We start from the raw sequence: 22,171 nt of genomic DNA on the forward strand, positions 1-22,171 counted from the left end.
TGCTCGTCCGCGATTGTCGCAGAACAGCGTGTCACATGAGGTGACCCGGCGCGCGCACCCGCGCCACCGCGTCGGCGGTGAGGCTGCCGAGGTAGAGCCAGCCGTCCGCCTCCCGCACACCCGTGACCGGCCCGTAACTGCCCTTGCCGCCCTGCAGGCTGTGCACCACGACGCCGTCGCGGTCCAGGCCGAGCACCCAGGCCCGGCGCTCCGGTTCCGGCTGCGCCCAGCCCGGCAGGTTGGCCGCGACGATCCGCAGCGCGGGATGCGGGGCCAGCAGGTCGAGCAACCGCATCCGTGGGCTGTACAGCGCCACCCAGAAGATCCCGTCGGCGGTCTGCGAGGTGACGTTGTCGGGGATGCCGGGCAGGTTCTCCGCCCAGGTCGAGACCGTGCCTGCGCGCGGGCCGGTCAGCTCGACCCGGCGGATCCGGTACGCGCCGGTCTCCGCGACGATCACGAACGACTCGTCCGCCGACAACCCGACCCCATTGCCGAACTGCAGTCCGTCGGCGAGCAGGTCGGTCTCGCCGGTCACCGGGTCCAGCCGCAGCAGCCGTCCGGTACCGCCGTGTTCGAGCAGGTCGGTGCGGTGCTCGGCGAGGCCGAAGCGGGCCGAGGAGTCGGTGAAGTAGACGACGCCGTCCCGGCCGACGGCCGAGTTGTTGCACAAGATCAGCGGCATGCCCAGTGCGGTGTCGGTCAACGTCTCGACCCGTCCCGTCTCGTCCACCCGGAGCACGCCGCGGTCGGCGTCGCAGACGAGGTACCTGCCGTCGTCGAGGATCTCCACGCCGAGTGGTCGGCCCCCGGTGTCGGCGATCACGGCGGCCCGGTTCGGCGCCTCGAAACGCCAGATCCTGCCGTCGTCCGTGCCGGTGACCAGGCGACCCTCGTGGTCGACGGCCACGTCCTCGGGTCCGCGGCCTGCGGGCATCGTCCAGCGCTCGGCGCCGTCGAGTTCGGCGCCGGGCGCGACGACCCCGGTCAGCGGCGGCGCAGTCGGCGCGCACCAGGCGACCGGACGCACACCGGTCCGGTCCAGGCGGCTCAGCGCCGAGTAGACGAGTCCCATGGTGGCCACGCTAGACCGGCGCACCGGTCGGCGTTCGGCGAACTCAGGCGTCGGCCGCCCACGCCGCCAGGGTCGTGCGGATGGCGGTGACCAGCACCAGCGGCTGGTCGATCATCGGATGGTGCCCCGCGGTGGGCAACTCGACGACCAGCGCGGCGGGACCGAATCGGGTGCGCATCTCCGCGAGCGTCCCGGCGGGGATGATGCCGCGCTCGGACCGGAAGAAGGCCATCCGGCAGTCCGGGTGCCCGGCGCCGAGGTCGGTGCTGCCGTCGCGGCCGAACATCGACGCGTCGAACTTCCAGGACCACCCGCCGTCGACGGCGCCGAGCGAGGTCTCCGCGATGTGCGTCAGGACGTAGGGCAGCGTCGTGTCCTGCGGCGGCACCAGCCGGAACCGCGCCAGCGCCCCGTCCCGGTCGGGATAGACCTTCTTGGGTCCGAACGCGGCCTGCCGTCGGGCCGCGTCCTCCTCCGGCGTCCGCGCGTAGATCGGCGAGTCGATCACCTGCACCCCCGCCAACGCGGGTCCGGCTCGGTGCGCGGCCAGGAACGCCACCATCCCGCCCATGCTGTGCCCGATCAGTACCGGCGGACCGTCGATCCCCGCGGCGGCGGCGACGGCCAGCACCTCGTCGGCCCACAGGGCGAGGCTGTAGTGGTCGCGGGTGTCGCTGTCGCCGTGCCCGGACAGGTCCAGTGCCACCACCCGACGGCCGTCGGCGAGCAGCGGGCCGATGTGGTCCCACCACCGTGAGTGCGCCGCCCCACCGTGCACCAGGACCAGTCCCGGCGCACCCGCCTGCCCCCAGGCGCGAAACCTGATCTGCGCGCCCTCGACGACGACCGCACCGGTCGAGGTGGGCGCGGCCAGGGCCTCGGTGAACCAGGTCGGGGCGTCTGAAGCTGCGGAAGTCATCTCCCGAATCTACGACGCCGACGGCCGGCGCCCCGTCAGCGGGCGGCGAAGTCCGGCTGGTGGAAGCCGTCCACCCGGGTGGGCCTGCCGTGCAGGACCACCTCGCGGAACTGGTGCAGGATCGCGGCGGTCGGCGCAAACAGGTGCTCGCCGCGAAATGGCCACTGGATCAACGGTTCCGGGCTACCGGCGATGGCGTGGAAGCGTGGTTCGCGGTCGAGTTCGGCCGTCGTCACCTCGAACACCAGCGCCACCTCGTCGGGGTTCGGCGCGAGCGGCGCGTCGAGGTCCCCGACCCACACCACGATCGGCGTGATCACGTAGCCCGAGCGGGTCACGAAGTCGTCGAGCCTGCCCAGCACCCCCGACGCCGCGGCCCGCACCCCCAACTCCTCCTCGAGCTCGCGGAGCGCAGCCTGCGGCGCGGTCTCCCCGGCGTCGACGGCGCCGCCCGGGAGGGCGAACTGACCGGGGTGGGCACGCATCTTGCTGGGCCGCAGGGTCAGCAGCAGGGTCGGCGACCCACTGTCGCTGGTGACGACGGCCAGCGCGACCGCGGCGTGACGGTGGCCGGCCAGGTCGGCGGCGCGCGGCTCGAACGCGGCGAGGGCGGCGACACAGGACTCGCGGGTGAGCGTCGGTACGGGCTCCATCGACCGACCCTAACCGGTCGGGACCGGGACTCTCCCCAACCGGTCGGGACCGGGGCTCTCCCCAGCCGGTCGGGACCGAGGCTCTCCCCAACCGGTCGGGACCGGGACTCCCCCGAGGCCGGGCGACGAGAACACCAGGATGTCGAGAAACAGAAAAGGCGGCTCCGGATTTCTCCGGAACCGCCTTCAACTGTCGGGCTGACAGGATTTGAACCTGCGACCACCTGACCCCCAGTCAGGTGCGCTACCAAGCTGCGCCACAGCCCGTTTGCCCCCTTGCGGGTGCTCGATGAGATTACATCAGTGCCACTGCGGATCGCGAATCGACTGGTAGAAGGCATACTTCGAGCCACCGATCACTCCCCCGAACACCGAACGGCGGCAACCCCAGAGGGTTGCCGCCGAACGTGTCAGTGCACCGAGAGGTCGGTACACCGGGTCTCAGTGACCCGATGTCACCGCTTGCCTGCGCGGTCGCGCTTCTCGCGCACCCGCACCGAGACCCGGACCGGGCTGCCGTCGAAGCCGAACTCCTCACGCAGTCGGCGCTCCAGGAACCGGCGGTAGCCGGCCTCCAGGAAGCCGGTGGTGAACAGCACGAACGTCGGCGGACGGGTACCGGCCTGGGTGGCGAACATGATCCGGGGCAGTCGTCCACCGCGCATCGGCGGCGGCGTTGCGGCCACCACCTCCTTGATCCAGGTGTTCAACCGGCCCGTCGGAACTCGCTTGTCCCAGGACGAGAGCGCAGTCTCCAGTGCGGGCACCAGCTTCTGCACCGCCCGACCGGTGTGCGCCGAGATGTTGACCCGCTGTGCCCACTGGACCTGGACCAGCTCGCGGTCGATCTCCTTCTCGAGCATGTAGCGGCGGTCCTCGTCGACGAGGTCCCACTTGTTGAACGCCAGCACCAGCGCGCGGCCGGCGTCGGCGACCATGCTCAGCACCCGCAGGTCCTGCTCGGTGATCGGCTCCGACGCGTCGATCAGCAGGATCGCCACCTCGGCGGCCTCGATCGCGCCCTTGGTGCGCAGCGAGGCGTAGAACTCGTGCCCGCTGGCGTGGCTGACCTTCTTGCGAAGGCCTGCGGTGTCGACGAAGCGCCACGGCTTGCCGCCGAGTTCGACCAGCGAGTCCACCGGGTCGACGGTGGTGCCGGCCACGTTGTGCACGACCGACCGCTCGAATCCGGAGAGCTTGTTGATCAGGCTGGACTTGCCCACGTTCGGCTTGCCCACCAGGGCGACGCGGCGCGGGCCGCCCACCGCGGTGCCCTCGCGCGGGGTCTCCGGCAGCACCGCGAGCACCTGGTCGAGGAAGTCACCGGTGCCGCGGCCGTGCGTCGCACTCACCGAGTACGGCTGGCCCAGGCCCAGCGACCACAGCGCGGCCGCCTCGGACTCGGTGCGCTCGTCGTCAACCTTGTTGGCCACCAAGATGACCGGGGTCTTCGAGCGTCGCAGCACCCGCGCGACGGCCTCGTCGGTGGCGGTCGCACCGACCACCGCGTCGACCACCAGGACGATCGCGTCGGCCGTCTGCATGGCCTGCTCGGCCTGCCGGGCCACGGACTGCTGCAGACCCCGGGCGTCGGGCTCCCAGCCGCCGGTGTCCTGCACCATGAACCGTCGACCGGCCCAGTTGGCGTCGTAGGAGACGCGGTCCCGGGTGACACCCGGGACGTCTTCCACGACCGCCTCGCGGCGACCGATGATCCGATTCACCAGGGTCGACTTGCCCACGTTCGGGCGGCCGACGATGGCCAGGGTGGGGACGGCAATGTCCTCCTCACCCTCCTCGCCGTCAACGAAATCGGCCAGGTCCCAGTCGGATTCCTCGAGCCAGGTGCCGTCTCCGGCCACGCCCGCTCCGCCGATGTCCACACTCTCGGTCACTGCACTGCTCCAGTTCTCTCACGCACCACCAGCAGCAACCTGCCGATCACGTCTTCCATGCTCAGTTCGCTGGTGTCGACGGTCACCGCATCGTCGGCGGGCCGCAACGGCGACGCCTCACGGGTCGAGTCCAGGTGGTCGCGACGCTTCACGTCGGCCAGCACCGCTGCCGCGTCGTCTCCCCGCCCCTCTGCGATGTTCTGCAGGTTGCGGCGTTCGGCCCGCGCCTCCGCGGAGGCGGTCAGGTAGATCTTCACGTCCGCGTCGGGCAGCACGACGGTGCCGATGTCCCTGCCCTCCACGACGATTCGTTCGGTGCCTGCAATCAGCTTCCGCTGCTTGTCGACCAGGATCGTGCGCACCTCGGGCACCGCGGCGACCGCGGAGACCGCGGCGGTCACCTCGCCGCCACGGATCTCGTCGGTGACGTCCTCGCCCGCGAGCAGCACCCGGTCCGACTCGGGATCGGTGCCGACGCTCAGTTCGAGCGCCTTCGTCGCCGCCGCGACCGCCGCCGGGTCGTTGACGTCGACGCCGGTGCGCAGCGCGTGCAGCGTCGCGATCCGGTACATCGCGCCGGTGTCGAGGTAGCGCGCGGCCAGACCCACCGCGAGGCGGCGGGACACGCTCGACTTGCCGGTACCGGACGGGCCGTCCATGGCCACTACGAGGCGGCTCGAATCCGCTCCTGTCACAGGTCGACCGCCTGGTACAGGCCGCCGACCTCGCCGCGTCCGAGCACCCGCAGGGTCCCGGGTCGCCCGTCGCCGAGCGCGACCGGGCCGACGTCCGTGCGCACCAGCCGGACCACCGGGTGGCCGACGGCGTCGAGCAGACGACGCACGATGTGCTTGCGGCCCTCGTGCAGCACGAGCTTCACCAGGGACTTGCCCTCACCGATGTCGAGCAGCGCGAACTGGTCGACCTTGGCCGGGCCGTCGTCGAGCTCGACGCCCGCCTTCAGCGTCTTGCCGAGACTGCGCTCGACCACACCGTTGACCGTCGCGAGGTAGGTCTTCGGCACCTCGAACGACGGATGCATCAACCGGTGCGCCAGGTCGCCGTCGTTGGTCAGCAGGATCAGGCCCTCGGTGTCGGCGTCGAGCCTGCCGACGTGGAACAGTCGCTGACCGGCGGCGATCCGCTCGGAGACGATGTCGCCGATGCACGGACGACCGAGGTCGTCGGACATGGTGGACTGCCAGCCACGCGGCTTGTTCAGTGCAATGTGCACCAGGTCCTTCTTGACCACGACGCGGACGCCGTCGACCCGCACCACGGCGTTCTCGGGATCGACCCGCAGGCCCTGCTCGACGACGATCCGGCCGTCGACCTCGACGCGACCCTCCTCGATCAGTTCCTCGGCCGCACGACGCGACGCGACACCGGCCTGCGCGAGCACCTTCTGCAGGCGCATGCCCTCGCCGGTCGGCATCTTGGTGTGGGCGTTGCCATCGGTGTGCTGATGCCGGGCCGGCTTGGCGTTGCTGATCGTGGGGGCCACGACCTGGACGCGCTGCGGCTTGGCCGACTTCGGCTTGCCGCGCTTGTTCTCGGCGGGCTTGCTGTCGCGGGGAGCCGCGCCGCGGGGCGCGCTGCTGCGGTCGTACGAACCACGGGTGTCGCCGCCACGAGTGTCCGCGCCGCGAGGCGCACCGCCACGGGGGGCGTTGCGGTCGAAGGAACCACGCGAGTCGCCGCCACCACGAGGGGCGTTGCGGTCGTACGAACCACGCGAATCGCCGCCACGCGGAGCGTTGCGATCGAAGGAACCACGCGAATCGGCACCGCGAGGCGCACCACTGCGAGGAGCGTTGCGGTCGTACGAACCACGCGAATCGCCGCCACCACGAGGGGCGTTGCGATCGAAGGAACCACGCGAATCGGCACCGCGAGGCGCACCACTGCGAGGAGCGTTGCGGTCGTACGAACCACGCGAATCGCCGCCACCACGAGGGGCGTTGCGATCGTACGAACCACGCGAATCGCCGCCACGCGGAGCGTTGCGATCGAAGGAACCACGCGAATCGCCGCCACGGGGCGCACCGCTACGAGGGGCGTTGCGGTCGTACGAACCTCGCGAGTCGCCGCCACCACGAGGGGCGTTGCGATCGTAGGAACCGCGCGAGTCGCCACCGCGGGACGCGCCGCCACCACGAGGGGCGTTGCGGTCATAGGAACCGCGGGAGGAATCCTCACGCGGGGTGTAGCCGTCACGCTGTGAGGAACGGGGTGCCGATCCCCTCGAACCCGACCCCGAGCGGGGTGAGTCCTTCTGGTACGAGCTTCGGTCGGCAGAATTGCTCCTGCCACGGTCCGGTGTGCCATCTCGGCGAGCGGGTGTGTTCACTTTTTGGGTCCTGTCACTCTTCACTGTCTATTCGGGGGTCCAAATCAGGTTCGGATCCCGCCCGGCTGGTTCCCAGTTTGGTGAACCGCGGGTCTGACTCCATGTCGTCGCTGATGTCGTCGATGACGTCGACGTCGGGTAGCAGCGGGGCCAGCGCCGGCAGGTCTGCCAGCGATGCGAGGCCGAGCCGTTCGAGGAACAGCTCCGTCGTCGCGTAGGTCGTTGCCTTGGTCTCGGAGTCCACGCCGGCCTCCGAGACCAGTCCGCGGGCAAGCAGGGTACGCATCACTCCGTCGACGTTCACGCCACGTACCGCACTCACCCGTGCACGGGTCAAAGGTTGACGGTACGCAACAACGGCCAAGGTTTCCAACGCCGCACGTGTGAGCTTCGCCCTGGCACCGTCGAGAAGCAGTCGTTCGACGTACGGCGCGTACTCCTGTCTGGTGTAGAAACGCCAACCCTCGCCGGCGTACCGCAGGTCGATCCCGCTGCGCCGATCGGTCAGTGCGGCGGCCATGGCGCGCAGCCGCTTCCGCACCCGATGCGGCCGGTCGCCGACCGCGGACGCCAGCGCCGCGTCACTGGCAGGCGAGTCCACCACCAGCAGCACCGCCTCGAGCGCGGCGTCGAGTTCGTCGTCCGAGAGCCGGTCGTCGATGTCCGCCTCCGCGAGGTCAGAGTCCTCGAGGTCGGCGTCCTCGACGTGACGGACCCCACCGTCGGCGTCCAGGAACTGCCCGCCCGGCAACTCCGTGTCCCCGAGTTCCGACACCTGATCGACTCCGCTCATCCGTAGTCCTCCGCACTCACCAGCGCCTGTTCGTCCACGTCGCCGGTCCAACTCACCCGCAACTCGCCGAGCGGCTCGAGCTGCTCGAACGCGACGGCCCGCTCCCGGTACAGCTCGAGCAGCGCCAGAAATCTTGCCACGATCTGCACCGTCACGTCACAGCCCTCGATCACCTCCCCGAAGGTGACCCACTCGCCCAGCCCCCGCGCCCTGAGCAGGTCCAACACCGTCACCGCCTGCTCGGCCACCGACACGGTCTGCACGTGCAGGTGATCGAGTCCCACGGTCGGCACCGCCCGCGGCGCCAGCGCCGTGGCCGCGACCTCCGCGAAGCGCTGGGGGTCGACGCCGAGCAGCACCTCGGGCAGCAACCCGGCGAACTGGTCCTCGAGCGAGACCGACCGTGGGTAGCGCCGCAACGCGGCCGCCTCGAGTTCGCCGAACAGCTGGGCCATCTGCTTGTACGCGCGGTACTGCAGCAGTCGCGCGAACAGCAGGTCCCGGGCCTCGAGCAGCGCCAGGTCCTCGGCGTCCTCCACATCGCCCGACGGCAGCAGCCGGGCCGCCTTGAGGTCCAGCAGCGTGGCCGCGACCACCAAAAACTCGGTGGTCTGGTCGAGACTCATGTCCGCGCCGAGCAGTCGGGTGTACGCGATGAACTCGTCGGTGACCTCGTGCAACGCCACCTCGGTGACGTCCAGGCGACGTTGGCTGATCAGGGTCAGCAGCAGGTCGAAGGGGCCCTCGAAGTTTCTCAGCCGAATCTGGAATCCGGACTCCACGGTCGAGGCGGCACCGCCGGCCACTAACGACCGGACCGGAAGATCACCTCACGCGCGAGCGCCCGGTACGCGATTGCGCCACCGGACTTCGGCGCCCAGGTGGTGATGGGTTCGCCGGCGACACTGGTCTCCGGGAATCTGACGGTGCGGTTGATGACGGTGTCGTAGACGACGTCGCCGAAGACCTCGACGAGTCGGGCCATCACGTCACGTGCGTGCAGGGTGCGGGCATCGAACATGGTCACCACAATGCCGGACATCTCGAGCCGGGGGTTGAGCCGGTCCCGGACCTTCTCGATGGTGTCGCCGAGCAACGCCAGTCCGCGGAGACTGAAGTACTCGCACTCCATCGGGATGATCACGCCTTCGGCGCAGGCCAGGGCGTTGACGGTGAGCAGCCCCAACGACGGCTGGCAGTCGATGAGCACGTAGTCGTATCGGTCCAGCACCGGGTGCAGCACCCGACCCAGGGTCTGTTCGCGGCCCACCTCGTTGACGAGTTGGATCTCCGCGGCGGACAGGTCGATGTTGCTGGGCAGCAGGTCCATGTTCTCGACCCTGGTGCGCATCAGCACCTCGTCGATCGGCACCCGCGGCTCCACCAGCAGGTTGTGCACGGTCAGTTCGAGGTCGTGGTGCGCGACGCCGAGACCCGCGGACAGCGCACCCTGCGGATCCAGGTCCACCAACAGGACCTTGCGACCGCACTCAGCGAGGGACGCACCCAGGTTGATGGTCGAGGTGGTCTTGCCGACGCCACCCTTCTGGTTGCACATCGCGATGACCTTCGCGGGACCGTGCGAGCGCACGGGCCCCGGCTCCGGGACGGCCCGCACCGGTCGCCCGGTCGGCCCCAGTTCCTGGTCCGCCGAGATGTCCAGGGCAGTCTGCTCGGCCGGACCCGAGTCTTCTCGAACCCGACTCAGATCGGCAGTGTCGTCGTGCGTCGCCGCCGTGGGCGACTGAGGTGTCATCACGGTCCGATGGCCCCTTCCTCGCTCGTGCCTGCTCGCTCCCCGACGCTACCGCCATGACGGCGAGAACCACGACAGGGACACGCGCGGCCGCCTGCCCCGCCGCGGCGCGGTTCGACGCCACGCTCGGCGGTGAACCGCTACCGTTCCCGCAGTGGGCGGAGTAGTGGGCGTCGAACGCCGGAGACCGAGGTCAGAGCTGCCGGACCGGGGTGACCGGCCGCCCGGCGGCACCCGTCTCGAGCAGTGGGAGCAGCGTGCCGAGTGGCCACTGGCGCTGGTCGCCCTCACCTTCCTGACCGCCTACTCGGTGCAGGTGCTCGCGCAGCCACGGGCGTGGACGGACCTGGTCCTGGACGTGGTGGTCACCGCCTCCTGGGTGGTGTTCGCGGGCGACTACGCGGTCCGACTCGCCCTCGCCCCCGAACGCGGACGCTGGTTCGTGCGTCATCTCGTCGATCTCGCGGTGGTGGCGCTCCCGCTGCTGCGCCCGCTGCGGATGCTGCGCCTGCTGGTGCTGGTCACGGCACTGCAGAGGGCCCTCGGCGGCGCCATCCGCGGTCGCGTCGTCATGTACACGATCAGCAGCGCGGTGCTGATCATCTACGTCGCCTCGCTGGCCATGCTGGAATCCGAACGAGGCCATCCCGACGCAGGCATCACCTCGTTCGGGGAGGCGTTGTGGTGGGCGATCACCACCGTCACCACGGTCGGCTACGGCGACTACGCACCCGTCACCACCAGCGGCCGGATCATCGCGGTCCTGCTGATGGTCGGCGGAATCAGCCTGATCGGCGTGGTGACCGCGACAGTCGCGTCGTGGATCGTGCAGCGGGTTGCCGAGGAGGACGACGACAACCGGGCCGCGACCGCGCAACAGATCGAGTCACTGCGCACCGAGATCGCGGACCTGCACGCGACGGTGCGTGCCCTCACGGCCGGACCGACCGCGCGTACCGGGCACGGGGACCTCGTGGAGGATCCCCTCGGGCACTGATCCGTGCGTGGCGTCACCGGGCCCGTGGATGCGCCCCGGCCCACACCTCACGCAGCGAGCCCACGGTGACCAGCGTGTAGATCTGGGTGGTGGTGACCGACGCGTGGCCCAGCAGTTCCTGCACCACGCGGACGTCCGCGCCACCCTCGAGCAGGTGGGTCGCGAACGAGTGGCGCAGCGTGTGCGGCGACACCCCGTCGGCCAGGCCCACCCGGTCCGCCGCCGACCGCAGCACCTGCCAGGCGCTCTGCCGCGAGAGGCGCCCGCCGCGGGCATTGAGGAAGATGGCCGGTCCACCGGTCGAGACCAGCGCGGGCCGACCACGGACCAGATAGGCCTCCAGCGCGGCGATGGCCGGACGGCCGATCGGCACCACCCGCTCCTTGCCGCCCTTGCCGCGCAGCAGCACCGCCCGGTCGGTGCCGTCGACGTCGTCGATGTCCAGGCCGACGGCCTCGGAGATCCGGGCGCCGGTGGAGTAGAGCACCTCGAGCAGCGCCCGGTCGCGCAGTCCGCGCGCCGCGTCCGGGTCGTCGGGCCCACCGGTCGCCTCCAGCAGCGAGATCACCTGGTCCAACGGCAGCGACTTCGGCAGCCGTTGACCGGGGGTGGGCGGCTTGACCGCGCGCGCGACGTCCACGTTCGCGATGCCCTCGAGGGTCGCGAACTTGTGCAGGCCGCGCACCGCGATCAGCGCGCGGGCCGCGGAGCTCGCAGCCAGCGGTCGCACCTGCGCGGCCCGGTCACCGCGGCGCAGGGTGACCACGAAGTCGCTGACGTCCCGCTCGGACACCCGGCCCAGGTCGTCGATCCGGCGGACGCCGAGGAATTCCTGGTACCGGCGCAGGTCCCGCCGGTACGAGCTGAGCGTGTTCTGTGCCACCCCACGTTCGACCGCGAGGTGGTCCAGGTAGGTCGCGACCTGCTCGGCGAGCATCTCAGTGGTGACGTCGTCGGGCCAGCGCGTCCGGCCGGTCCGCCCACGGCGCGTCGGACGGGCGGCCGGTTGCTGCGGCGCCGTCCCGCGCGCGGGCCGCGGCCAACGCCAGGATCCCCGAGAGGGCCGTGGCGTTGGCTATCTCGCCGGACAGCGCCCGGTCGACGGCGTCCGCAAACGGCACGCGCGCCACCTCGAGGTCGGCCTCCTCGTCGCTGGGGTCCGGCCGATCGACCGCGTGGAGCCCGGTCGCCAGGTACACCCGGACCACCTCGTCGGTGAATCCGGGGCTCACCGCCACGTCCACCAGCACCGAGAACTCCCGCGCGGCGAGACCGGTCTCCTCGGCGAGTTCCCGACGGGCCGCGTCGACCGGGTCCTCGTCGGGCTCGTCGAGCAGCCCGGCAGGTAGTTCCCACACCCGTCGGCCCAGCGGGTGCCGGTACTGGTTGATCAGCACCAGCCGGTCGAGTTCGTCGACCGCGACCACCGCCACCGCGCCGTAGTGCTCGACCACGTCGCGGTTGGCGGTCCCGCCGCCCGGCATGCCGACCCGGTCCACCCGCACCGCGAAGATGGCGCCCTCGTAGGCGGTGCGGGTGGCGAGGGTCTCGAACTCGTGTTCGCCGGGCCGGCTCATGACGGGAGGGTCAGCTCACGCTCGACGCGTCGACCGCGTCGTCGTCGGCCTCCGGGTGCAGCGCGTCGGCCAGCGGGGCCTCCGAGTGCACGTCGACCTCGAGCCGCTCGGCCGCCTTGTACTTCAGGGCCGCCGAGACGAACGCCGCGAACAGCGGGTGCGGACGCGTCGGCCGGCTCTTGAGCTCCGGGTGCGCCTGGGTGGCGACGAAGAACGGGTGCACCTCGGCGGGCAGCTCGACGAACTCGACGAGATGACCGTCGGGCGAGGTGCCACTGAACTTCAACCCGCTCTTGGCAATCCGGTCGCGGTAGGCGTTGTTCACCTCGTAGCGGTGACGGTGCCGCTCCGAGACGGTCTCGCTGCCGTAGGCGCGGGCGACGACCGAACCCTTGGTGAGCACGGCCGGGTAGGCGCCGAGACGCATGGTGCCACCCAGGTCCGCCTCGCCGGCGACGATCTGCTCCTGGTCGGCCATCGTGGAGATGACGGGATGCTTGGTGTCCGGCTCGAACTCGGCCGAGTTGGCGTCCGTCAGGCCCACCGAACGGGCCGCCTCGATGACCACGCACTGCAGGCCCAGGCACAGTCCGAGCAACGGCAGCTTGCGGGTCCGGGCGAACTGGATGGCGCCGAGCTTGCCCTCGATGCCGCGGATGCCGAAGCCGCCGGGGATCAGCACCGCGTCGACGTTGCCGAGCGCCTCCTGGGCGCCGGCCTCGGTCTCGCAGGCGTCCGACGGGACCCAGGAGATCTCGACCTTGGCCCGGTGCGCGAAACCGCCGGCGCGCAGCGCCTCGGTCACCGACAGGTAGGCGTCGGGCAGGTCCACGTACTTGCCGACCAGCGCGACGCGGATCGTCTCGCGGGGCTCGTGGACGCGCTCGAGCAGGTCGCCCCACACGGTCCAGTCCACGTCCCGGAACGGCAGACCGAGCTTGCTCACCACGTAGGCGTCGAGGCCCTCGCTGTGCAGCACCTTCGGAATGTCGTAGATCGAGGCGGCGTCGGGCGTCGAGATGCAGGCGTCGACGTCGACGTCGCACATCAGCGCGATCTTGCGCTTGAGCGCCTCCGGCACGTCGCGGTCGCAACGCAGGATCAGCGCGTCCGGCTGGATGCCGATGTTGCGCAGGGCCGCGACCGAGTGCTGGGTCGGCTTGGTCTTGAGCTCGCCGGACGGTCCGAGGTACGGCACCAGCGAGACGTGCAGGAAGAAGACGTTGTCGCGGCCGACGTCGTGGCGCACCTGGCGGGCGGCCTCGAGGAACGGCTGCGACTCGATGTCACCGACGGTGCCACCGATCTCGGTGATCACCACGTCCGGCCGCTGGCCCTCGGTGTCGGGGCCCGACATCGCGAGGATGCGACTCTTGATCTCGTCGGTGATGTGCGGGATCACCTGGACGGTGTCGCCCAGGTACTCGCCGCGGCGCTCCTTGGCGATGACCGTCGAGTAGACCTGACCGGTGGTGACGTTCGCGTCGCCGGAGAGGTCACGGTCCAGGAACCGCTCGTAGTGACCGACATCCAGGTCCGTCTCCGCGCCGTCCTCGGTCACGAAGACCTCGCCGTGCTGGAACGGATTCATGGTGCCGGGATCGACGTTGAGGTACGGGTCCAGCTTCTGCATGGTCACCCGCATTCCCCGGGCGGTCAGCAGCTGGCCGAGGCTCGAGGCCGTCAGACCCTTGCCGAGTGAGGAGGCGACGCCCCCGCTCACGAAGATGTGCTTGGTGGCGGTACGCGAATTACTGCGTGACAGTGGCAAAAGGGCTCCCGTGACGACGATGCAGGACAAAATACTGCGTGCAGGGCTTGAACAAATGGTGTGGCTGGGGCCTGCCGACCCACGGGACTTCACGGTAACACCTGTCGGGCCGAACATCAGCACGACCCTGGCCCGATGCCCCAGAAGTACCCGTGTTGCTCACCACACCCGCCACGCCTCCCTGGTCAGCCGGCCGCCGCGCCGACCGTCACTGCCGTCGCGTTGGGGCCGGTCCCGTACCGTCCGGCGCCGCCGTCGAGCTGCTCCTGCAGCCCGAGGACGGTGCTGATCCGGCCGGACTCGCGCTCCAGGTTGTCGACGGTGGTGACGCCGGCCGACAGCCCGGTGTCGGACCGGGTGACGGCGACGGGCCCGTTGCCGACTGCCGAGTCGGCCCGCCCGGCGAGCACGGTCCCGGCGCCGCGGGCGTCCATCCCGCCGGCGAACCGCGCGATGATCGCGCCGCGGTTGCCGCTCGCCCCGTCGCTGCCGGAGCCGGTCAGGACGAGCGCCAGCTGAGCGGGTGCCACGGCGCCGTTGTCGTAGCCGACGAAGCCGCCTGCCCGCAGCGCCTCGAGCGCCACCGTGAGCTCCTCCGGGGTGCTCTGCGGCTTCGCGGTCTGGGCGTTGAGCAGCAGCACCGAGCCGAGCAGGTCACCGGCGAGGCTGCCCTGGTCCACCGCGCCGGTACGGAGCTGGACACCGGCCGGGATGACATTGGTCACGGTGGTGCGGAGCTGGTCGCTGTTGGCCGCGTCGACGAACGCATCGGTGAGCGCGACCCGGCCGGTCACCGAACCGCCTGCGGCCCCGATCAGCCGGGTGACCGAGTCGAGGTCACCGGGATCGGCGTCCGGGGTCGTCACCACCACCACTGTGCGCTGCCCGAGCGCGTCCCGGACGGTCCGTCCGGCGACCGCCGCGTCGAAGTTGTCCGCGGCGTTCAGCTCCTCGACCAGCTGGTTGTTCTGATCGTGCATCGAGTTGACCTGGTCCTGCAGATCCGACTTGTCGTCGCGCAGGCCCGAGAGCAGGCCGCCGGACAGGGTGCCCGAACCGAGCACCACGCCGACGGCCAGCGCCAGGAAGATCGCAGCGATGGAAATCGCGTGCTGTCGAGCAGAAATCACTTGACCAGTCCCTGAACCCAGACAGCGAAGCTGTTCCAGGTCTGCACGGCCCAGTCCCAGGCCTCGCCACCGATGTTCGAGACCACGAGTGCCACGATCACCGCGGTCAGCGCGGCCAGCACCAGCAGAGCGATCGCCGCCCCGGAGACCCGGCTGCGGTACAGCGTGGCGACGGCCTTCGAGTCGACCAGCTTCGAGCCCACCTTGAGGCGGGTCATGAAGGCGGCTGGATTGCTCTCCCGGCGACCGCGGTCGAAGAACTCGTCCAGGGAGACGGTCGAGCCGACCGTGACGATCAGTGAGGCGCCGTGGTGATCGGCGAGCAGCAGCGCCAGGTCCGCGGGCGCGCAGGAGGCCGGGAAGGTCATGGCGCCGATCCCCAGGTCCTGAATTCGTTCGAGCCCCTGGGCGTGTCCGTCCGGATCGGCAGGCAGCACCACCTCGGCGCCGGACTTGAGGGTTTCCGCGGTGATCTCGTCGGGGTCGCCGACGATCAGGTCCGGCCGGTAGCCGGCCTTGGTGAGGACGTCGGCGCCCGCGCCGACACCGATCAGGATCGGCGAGTACTCCTTGATGAACGGCTTGAGGCTCTTCAGGTCCGCGACGTGGTCGGTGCCGTCGGCGACGATCACCACGTGCCGGTCCTGCAGGTCCACCTCGATGTCGGGCACGCCGACACCGTCGATGAGCAGCGGACTCTCGGTCCGGATGAACTCGATGGTGTTGCCGGAGAAGGCCTCCAGGTGGTCGACCAGGCCGGTCTTCGCCTCGATCATGAGGTCGGAGATCTCCGCCTCGTTCAGCTCGGTGCCCTTGGCCAGTCGGCGCTCGCCGGCGTAGATGCCGCCCTCGTGCAGGCGGATCTTCGAGCCGTCCTTGATCTTCTTGAACACCTCGTCGCCGGCAGAGTCGACCAGCATGATGCCGTTGGCGACCACCACCTCCGGCCCGAGGTTGGGGTAGCGGCCGGAGATCGACTGCGACGCGTTGACAACGGCGGTGACCCCCGCGGCGACCAGCGCATCGGCGGTCACCCGGTCCAGGTCGAGCTCGTCGAGGACGACGATGTCGCCCGGGCCGACGCGGCGCAACAGCTTCGCCGTGTTGCGGTCAACCCTGGCGATGCCGGTCGTGCCCGGCAGCGATTCGGTGTTTCGTGACAACAGAGCCGGCATCTTCATGGCATCGATGATGACGCCGCGCGGGCGTTCCACCAGGGAGGCGCGCCGAAGCACCCTCCGTCACCGACTGCGTCGAACCGCTCCACTCAATTGCCCCTGTCTGCCATCGCCGTCGCAAGCAGTTCCTCTGCGTGCGCCCGGCCGGTTTCCGTGTCGTCGAGTCCGGCGAGCATCCGGGCCAGCTCGACCACCCGCTGCTCGTCGGTCAGGGTGCGCACCCCGCTGTCGGCGCCCTTGGCCCCGTCCACCTTGTCCACCACCAGGTGGGTGTCGGCGTACGCGGCGACCTGTGGCAGGTGGGTGACGACGATGACCTGGTGGGTGCGGGCCAACCGCGCCAGCCGGCGGCCGATCTCCACCGCGGCCCGACCGCCGACGCCTGCGTCCACCTCGTCGAAGACCATCGTCGCGCTGGACTCCGCGCCCGCCAGCACCACCTCGAGCGCCAGCATGACGCGGGAGAGTTCGCCGCCCGACGCGCTGCGACTGATCGGCAGCGGCGCCGCCCCGCTGTGCGCCGCGAGCCGGAACTCCACCTCGTCGACGCCTGCCGAACCGGCGTGCACCGCAGCCCCGTCGACGGACAGCGTCGACGGGTCCTGGGCCCCGGCAGCGATCGGCCGGACCACCACCTCGAGCCGCGCCTTGCCCATCGCCAGGCCGGCCAGTTCGGTGGTCACCGCCTTGCCGAGCTTGACCGACGCCTTGGTCCGGGCCCGGCTCAGCGCGCTCGCCGCGGCCGCCAGCGCCGAGGCGGCCTCCTCGACGCGGACCGTGAGCGCCGCCAGCGCGTCTGCGGAGACGTCGATTCGGGAGAGCCGCTCACGCGCCTGCGCGGCCCAGTCCAGCACCCCGTCGACGTCGGCGGCGTACTTGCGGGTCAGCGACTTCAGCTCGGCCTGCCTGCCCAGCAGGGTGTCGAGGGCACCGGGATCGGACGGCAGGTCCGCGAGGTACCCGGCCAGGTCGGACGAGACGTCGGTGAGCACGGTGATGGCCTCGGCCAACCTCGGGCCCAGCACCGTCAGCTGCGGGTCGTCCGACGACTCGATGCGGGCGCGCGCCTCCCCCAGCAGGTCCAGCGCGCCTGCCGCCTCCGATGCGGCGTCCCCGCCGAGGTCCGGGTCGGCGCCGCCGACGAGGGCCGTCTGCGCGCCGACCGCGACGGACCGCAGGGAGTCGACGTCGGTGAGCCGGCGCACGTTCCCGACGATCTCCACGTCCTCGCCCGGTTGCGGTGCGACGGCGTCGATCTCGCCCAGTGCGAACTCGAGCCGGTCCACCTCCTGCGCGAGCTCGCGGCCGCTGCGGGTGCGTTCGTCCAGTTCGTCGCGCGCCTCGATCCACTGGGCGCGCAGGTTCCGGTACTTGTCCAGCAGGCTGCCGATCGCCGCGCCACCGAAGGCGTCGAGCGCGTGCCGCTGCTGGTCCGGTCGCTGCAGTCGCAGCTGGTCGTTCTGCCCGTGCACGGTGAGCAGCGGGGCGGTGAGTTCGGCGAGCGCGCCTGCGGGGACGCTGCGCCCACCCAGGTGCGCGCGCGAGCGGCCGTCGCTGCTCACGGTGCGGACCGCGATCACGGTCCCGTCCTCGTCGCGCTGCGCCCCGGTCGACTCGAGCAGCCGGTCGACCTCCTCCACCGTCCGCGCCGAGGAGGTCGCGGTGGAGAACCGTCCCTCCACGACCGCACGGGCGGCACCCTGACGGACCCGGCCCGCGTCGGCGCGGGCGCCGCTGAGCAGGTGCAGGCTGGTGACCACCATCGTCTTGCCCGCACCGGTCTCACCGGTCAGCACGGTCAGGCCTTCGTGGAACTGGGCGCTGGCCTGCGAGATGACGCCCAGGCCGTCGATGTGGATCTCAGCGAGCATCCTCACGCTCCCCGTCCTGGCCGGTTGCCCGGCCACGCCAGCCCTGCACCGGCAGCGCGAACTTGCGCACCATCCGGTCCGCGAAGGGCGCGGAGTCCAGTCTGATCCACTTCACCGGGTGCTCGCCGCGCACCACCTCGACGCGACCGCCTGCGGGCAGGGACAGCGTCCGGCTGCCGTCGCAGAACACCAGGCCGTCGTGACCCCCGGAGAACGTCTCGATCGCGATGAGCGACTCGGGGCTGGTGACGAGTGGGCGGGCGAACAGCGCGTGCGCGTTGCTCGGCACCACCAGCAGCGCCTCCAGTTCCGGCCACACCACCGGGCCACCGGCAGAGAAGGCGTAGGCGGTCGACCCGGTGGGGGTCGAGACCAGCACGCCGTCGCAACCGAAGGACGAGACCGGCCTGCCGTCGACCTCGAGCACCACCTCGAGCACCCCGAGCCGGGACACGTTCTCGATGCTGGCCTCGTTGAGCGCCCAGCCGCGCCCGATCACGCGGTCCTCGACCCGTACGGTGACGTCCAGCGTCATCCGGTGCTCGACGCGGTACTCGCCGCGGATCACCATCGCGAGCGCCTCCTCGAGGTGCTCGGCCTCCGTCTCGGCGAGGAACCCGATCCGGCCGAGGTTGATCCCGAGCACCGGGATGCCGGCCTCGCGGGCCAGCTCGGCGCCGCGGAGGAAGGTGCCGTCGCCACCGAGCACCAGCACCAGCTCACACCCGGCGGCCGCCGCGAGTCCCGGTTCGACGATGGTCAGGTCCACGTCCGACGCGGGGTCGGCCGCAGGCGTGCCGACGGCAGGGTTGGTGTGATCGGCCTCGTTGGCCAGCACCCGCAGACCGATTCCCGCCTTCTCGAAGACCGCGGCAACCCGACGTGCCGTCGCGGTGACCTCGGCACGCCCGGTGTGCGCGACGACCAGGATCTCCCGTTCGCGCGGCGGAGTGGCGCGCAGCGAGAACTCACGTTCCGGTGCGGGCATCACTGCGGTCCTTCCTGCACCGCACGCTCGATGACCTCGGCCACAGACTCCACCCCCGGCTCGGACTGCTTGCGCAGCCACAGGAAGAACTCCACGTTCCCGGACGGCCCCGGCAGCGGGCTGGCCACCACGCCCAGGGTCCGCAGTCCGAGCGCGTCCGCCGCCTTCGACACCTCGTACACCATCTCGGCACGGAGCGCGGGATCACGCACGACGCCGCCGGATCCGATCCGGTCCTTGCCCACCTCGAACTGCGGCTTGACCATCGGCACCAGGTCGGCGCCCTCCGCGGCGCAGGCCACGAAGGCGCCGAGCACCAGCTTGAGCGAGATGAAGGAGAGGTCGGCGACCACGAGGTCCACCGGACCGCCGATCTGCTCCGGCTGCAGCGACCGGACGTTGGTCCGGTCCACCACGGTCACCCGGTCGTCGGACTGCAGGCGCCAGACCAGCTGGCCGTAGCCGACGTCGACCGCGACCACCTCGCGTGCCCCGCGACTGAGCAGGACGTCGGTGAAACCGCCTGTCGACGCGCCCGCGTCGAGGCAGCGCTTGCCGGCCACGGTCAGACCCGCAGGCTCGAAGGCATCGAGCGCACCGAGCAGCTTGTGGGCGCCGCGGGAGGCCCAGGAGACCTCGTCGACCTCGGCGGTCACCAGCAGCGGGGTACCGGCCTCGACCGCGGTCGCGGGCTTGACGGCGACCGACCCGGCGATCAGCACCCGGCCGTCGGAGATCAGTTGTGCCGCATGCTCTCTGGATCGCGCCATCCCTCGCCGAACCAACTCGGCGTCGACGCGTGCTCGCCTGGCCACCTAGATCTTGTCCACGGTCGCGAGCGCCTGCACCAGCACCTCGTGCGCGCGCTCGAGAACCCGCGCCTGCCCGGGCAGGTCGGCGTCGCCGAAGTCGGCTGGGCCGACCCCGTCGAGGCCGGCCAGCAGTTGATCGACCTCCGCGTGTATCTGGGCGGGGTCGACGGTCTGCGGCGGGCCCGGCAGGTGTTGTCCGGGACGGGGAATCGGCGTACTCATCGCCGTCAACGCTAGCCGATGATCCCTACCGCCGTGTACACCGAGTCGCGGTGCGCCACGGGTGTTGCGCCGGTCAGCCGAGCAGCTCGGAGACCACCTCGGACGCCGCCGATCCCTCGCCGCGAAGGTCGGTGAACTCCGGGTCGAGCCAGGCCGCGGCCAGGACCGCACGCAGAAACGTGCCACGGTCCACCGTCGGGTCCGAGTCGCAGGAGACGACGAGGGCCGACCCGTCGCGCCGGACGTGCACGCCGGGCTGCGCGGACACCGCGAGTTCCGCCGCGGGCCGGTCGAGGTCCGCAAGTTCCGTCGCAAGGTAGGTCGGGCGGTGTGCCGACGGTGCCCGCAGCAGGTCAGCGGGTCGGCTGACCCCGCTGAGCACCAGCAGCGAGTCGAGCCCGACGGCGTTGGCGCCGGCGATGTCGGTGTCGATCCGGTCCCCCACCACCAGCGCGTTGACCGCGCCGCTGCGCCGCAATGCGTCGTCCATCAGCGGCCGGGCCGGCTTGCCTGCGACGAGGGGTTCACGGTCGGTGGCCGCCCGGACCGCCGCGACCAGCGCGCCGTTGCCGGGGCACAGTCCGCGTTCGGTGGGCAGGGTGGTGTCCACGTTGGTGGCGACCCAGACCGCACCGGCCCGGATCGCGAGGGTGGCCTCGGCCAGGATCGACCAGTTGGTCTCCGTCGAATGCCCGTGGATGACGGCCACGGGGGCGTCGTCGAACCGCCGGACCGGCACCAGGCCGGCCAGCCGCACCTCGTCGGCCAGGGCCTCGGTGCCGACCACCAGGACCGTCGAACCGGGTGCGACATGCTCGGCGACCAACCGGGCGCCGGTCTGCGAGCTCGTCACCACCTCGTCCGCGGTGGCCGCAAAACCGAGCTCGCGCAGGTGCGCGGCCACGGACGCCGGGCTCCGGCTCGCGTTGTTGGTGACGTAGAACAGCCGGCTCACGCCGGTCTCCAACGCCTCACGGGCGCCGGGGATCGCGTCCGCGCCCTGGTAGACGGTGCCGTCCAGGTCAAGCAGCAGCACGTCGTGCTGCTGCCGCAACGACCCGGCGGTACCGCCGTACTCAGTCGAGCCTGATGTCACTGCTCGCCCGAGAGCTCGGCCACACGATCCTCCGCGTCGGTGTCGCCGTCGAGATCGGCGGCGGCCGAGTTGAGGAACCACTTGAGGCCGTCCTCGATGCGCCCGGCCGCGACCAGCGCGTCGGCGTAGGCGTAGAACAGTCGGGCCGCGGTGGACCCGGACTGGGATGCGTCGAGCGGCGGCGTCTGCAGGGTGACCACGGCCTGGTCGAACTGACCCAGATCCATCCGGGCGCCGGCAACCACGATCCGTAGTTCCGTCGCCTCGTCGCCACTGAGCGCGCGAGCCTCCTCGCTGCGTCCCAGCTCGATGGCGCGTTCGGGACGGCCGAGACCACGTTCGCAGTCCGCCATCACGGCGAGCAGACCCGGTCCACCGGCCATCCGGCGTGCGGCGCGCAGCTCCGATAGCGCCTCGGCCCACTCGCCTGCGTGGTACGCGGTGATGCCCGCGGTCTCGCGGACCACGGCCACCCGGCCGGCACGCTGGCGTGCGGCCCGGGCATGCGCAAGCGCAAGACGCGGATCGTCGTCGATCAACCGGCCGGCCATCACCAGGTGACGGGCGACGGCGTTCGCATTGGACTTGTCCAGGCTCAGCAGGTCGCGACGGACCTCGGGATCGAGCTCGCCTGCCTCGACCTCGTCGGGCAGATCGGGCTCTTCGGGACGCGGGGCGCGGCGCTCGGCGTACGCACCACCGTCGCGCGGGGGCGGTCCGAAGCTGCCCTCACCGCCACGACGGCGCGGCGGACCGTCGCTACGACGATCGGGGCCGCCACGGCGATCGGCGCTGCCGCCGCGGTGTCCACCGCCGGCGTTGCCGCGTCCGCCGCCACTGCCACGGGGACCGCCGCCGGCGCTGCCGCCGCGGCTATCACCCGAACGTGATCGGTCAGAGCCGCCGTTCCCATACGAACGACGGTCCTCGTTGTTGTCCGACACAGCATCTCCTTTTAGACAACATACGCTTAAGAAAACACGAAAGGGGACCCGATATGTCGGGTCCCCTTTCGGTAACGGATGTTCGGCGGTGTCCTACTCTCCCACACCCTGTCGAGTGCAGTACCATCGGCGCTGGAGGGCTTA

At 71.0% G+C, this 22,171-nt stretch carries 20 protein-coding genes, 1 tRNA gene and 1 pseudogene; 1 reads left to right on the plus strand and 21 read right to left on the minus strand.

Translation table 11 applies throughout. The features are described from left to right. Positions 1 to 31 precede the first annotated feature (31 nt). The 10 genes and pseudogenes from ACFO6S_RS13250 to ACFO6S_RS13295 all read right to left on the minus strand — a co-directional run bounded on the left by ACFO6S_RS13250 (position 32) and on the right by ACFO6S_RS13295 (position 9,444). Entirely contained in the window at positions 32 to 1,075 is a 1,044-nt protein-coding gene (locus tag ACFO6S_RS13250; RefSeq protein ID WP_378417624.1) for an SMP-30/gluconolactonase/LRE family protein, read from the minus strand. A gap of 43 nt (positions 1,076 to 1,118) precedes the next feature. Then, a complete protein-coding gene (locus ACFO6S_RS13255; protein WP_378417626.1) occupies positions 1,119 to 1,994 on the minus strand; it encodes an alpha/beta fold hydrolase in 876 nt (291 codons plus the stop codon). A 35-nt stretch (positions 1,995 to 2,029) separates the two neighbouring features. Continuing rightward, on the minus strand, positions 2,030 to 2,647 hold the full coding sequence (locus ACFO6S_RS13260) for an NUDIX hydrolase (RefSeq protein ID WP_378417628.1): 618 nt from the start codon (positions 2,645 to 2,647) through the stop codon (positions 2,030 to 2,032). A 193-nt stretch (positions 2,648 to 2,840) separates the two neighbouring features. Beyond that, a tRNA-Pro gene (locus tag ACFO6S_RS13265) sits at positions 2,841 to 2,914 on the minus strand. Between the two features lie 188 nt (positions 2,915 to 3,102). Then, positions 3,103 to 4,542 (minus strand): ribosome biogenesis GTPase Der, encoded by a 1,440-nt coding sequence (gene der / locus ACFO6S_RS13270; protein WP_378417630.1) that lies wholly within the window; start codon positions 4,540 to 4,542, stop codon positions 3,103 to 3,105. Then, entirely contained in the window at positions 4,539 to 5,201 is a 663-nt protein-coding gene (cmk, locus tag ACFO6S_RS13275) for a (d)CMP kinase (protein WP_378417632.1), read from the minus strand. Before cmk ends, der begins: the two co-directional genes overlap by 4 nt. A 32-nt stretch (positions 5,202 to 5,233) precedes the next feature. Further along, positions 5,234 to 6,118, minus strand: a pseudogene (locus ACFO6S_RS13280) (pseudouridine synthase); the annotation flags it as partial. A 787-nt stretch (positions 6,119 to 6,905) separates the two neighbouring features. Then, positions 6,906 to 7,685: an SMC-Scp complex subunit ScpB gene (gene scpB, locus ACFO6S_RS13285; RefSeq protein WP_378417634.1), complete on the minus strand. Its 780-nt coding sequence runs from the start codon at positions 7,683 to 7,685 to the stop codon at positions 6,906 to 6,908. Beyond that, on the minus strand, positions 7,682 to 8,491 hold the full coding sequence (locus ACFO6S_RS13290) for a segregation and condensation protein A (protein ID WP_378417636.1): 810 nt from the start codon (positions 8,489 to 8,491) through the stop codon (positions 7,682 to 7,684). The genes scpB and ACFO6S_RS13290 overlap by 4 nt, the downstream gene beginning before the upstream one ends. After that, entirely contained in the window at positions 8,491 to 9,444 is a 954-nt protein-coding gene (locus tag ACFO6S_RS13295; protein ID WP_378417638.1) for a ParA family protein, read from the minus strand. Before ACFO6S_RS13295 ends, ACFO6S_RS13290 begins: the two co-directional genes overlap by 1 nt. 196 nt (positions 9,445 to 9,640) lie before the next feature. Between ACFO6S_RS13295 and ACFO6S_RS13300 the strand changes: the two genes are divergently transcribed. After that, positions 9,641 to 10,438, plus strand: a complete 798-nt coding sequence (locus tag ACFO6S_RS13300; RefSeq protein ID WP_378417695.1) for a potassium channel family protein — start codon at positions 9,641 to 9,643, stop codon at positions 10,436 to 10,438. Between the two features lie 13 nt (positions 10,439 to 10,451). Here the strand turns inward: ACFO6S_RS13300 and xerD are convergent, their stop codons facing one another. The 11 genes from xerD to ACFO6S_RS13355 form a co-directional block, all read right to left on the minus strand. Further along, positions 10,452 to 11,375: a site-specific tyrosine recombinase XerD gene (gene xerD, locus ACFO6S_RS13305; RefSeq protein ID WP_378417640.1), complete on the minus strand. Its 924-nt coding sequence runs from the start codon at positions 11,373 to 11,375 to the stop codon at positions 10,452 to 10,454. Between the two features lies 1 nt (position 11,376). Further along, a complete protein-coding gene (locus ACFO6S_RS13310) occupies positions 11,377 to 12,015 on the minus strand; it encodes an NUDIX domain-containing protein (protein WP_378417641.1) in 639 nt (212 codons plus the stop codon). A 10-nt stretch (positions 12,016 to 12,025) separates the two neighbouring features. Beyond that, on the minus strand, positions 12,026 to 13,786 hold the full coding sequence (locus ACFO6S_RS13315; protein WP_378417643.1) for a CTP synthase: 1,761 nt from the start codon (positions 13,784 to 13,786) through the stop codon (positions 12,026 to 12,028). 185 nt (positions 13,787 to 13,971) lie between these two features. After that, a complete protein-coding gene (locus ACFO6S_RS13320; protein ID WP_378417645.1) occupies positions 13,972 to 14,916 on the minus strand; it encodes a copper transporter in 945 nt (314 codons plus the stop codon). Continuing rightward, on the minus strand, positions 14,913 to 16,097 hold the full coding sequence (gene steA / locus ACFO6S_RS13325; RefSeq protein WP_378417647.1) for a putative cytokinetic ring protein SteA: 1,185 nt from the start codon (positions 16,095 to 16,097) through the stop codon (positions 14,913 to 14,915). Before steA ends, ACFO6S_RS13320 begins: the two co-directional genes overlap by 4 nt. Before the next feature lie 86 nt (positions 16,098 to 16,183). After that, the gene (gene recN, locus ACFO6S_RS13330) at positions 16,184 to 17,965 is read right to left on the minus strand and encodes a DNA repair protein RecN (RefSeq protein WP_378417649.1); all 1,782 of its coding nucleotides are present in this window, start codon (positions 17,963 to 17,965) and stop codon (positions 16,184 to 16,186) included. After that, entirely contained in the window at positions 17,955 to 18,953 is a 999-nt protein-coding gene (locus tag ACFO6S_RS13335) for an NAD kinase (protein ID WP_378417651.1), read from the minus strand. Before ACFO6S_RS13335 ends, recN begins: the two co-directional genes overlap by 11 nt. Continuing rightward, a complete protein-coding gene (locus tag ACFO6S_RS13340) occupies positions 18,953 to 19,768 on the minus strand; it encodes a TlyA family RNA methyltransferase (RefSeq protein WP_378417653.1) in 816 nt (271 codons plus the stop codon). Before ACFO6S_RS13340 ends, ACFO6S_RS13335 begins: the two co-directional genes overlap by 1 nt. After that, positions 19,769 to 19,987 (minus strand): hypothetical protein, encoded by a 219-nt coding sequence (locus ACFO6S_RS13345; protein WP_378417655.1) that lies wholly within the window; start codon positions 19,985 to 19,987, stop codon positions 19,769 to 19,771. A 73-nt stretch (positions 19,988 to 20,060) separates the two neighbouring features. Next, a complete protein-coding gene (locus ACFO6S_RS13350; protein WP_378417657.1) occupies positions 20,061 to 21,041 on the minus strand; it encodes an HAD-IIA family hydrolase in 981 nt (326 codons plus the stop codon). Between the two features lie 38 nt (positions 21,042 to 21,079). Further along, the gene (locus tag ACFO6S_RS13355) at positions 21,080 to 22,027 is read right to left on the minus strand and encodes a hypothetical protein (RefSeq protein WP_378417658.1); all 948 of its coding nucleotides are present in this window, start codon (positions 22,025 to 22,027) and stop codon (positions 21,080 to 21,082) included. Positions 22,028 to 22,171: the final 144 nt, after the last annotated feature.

This window comes from Rhodococcus kronopolitis (assembly GCF_042654025.1).
GTDB classification, from domain to species: Bacteria; Actinomycetota; Actinomycetes; order Mycobacteriales; family Mycobacteriaceae; genus Rhodococcus_G; species Rhodococcus_G kronopolitis.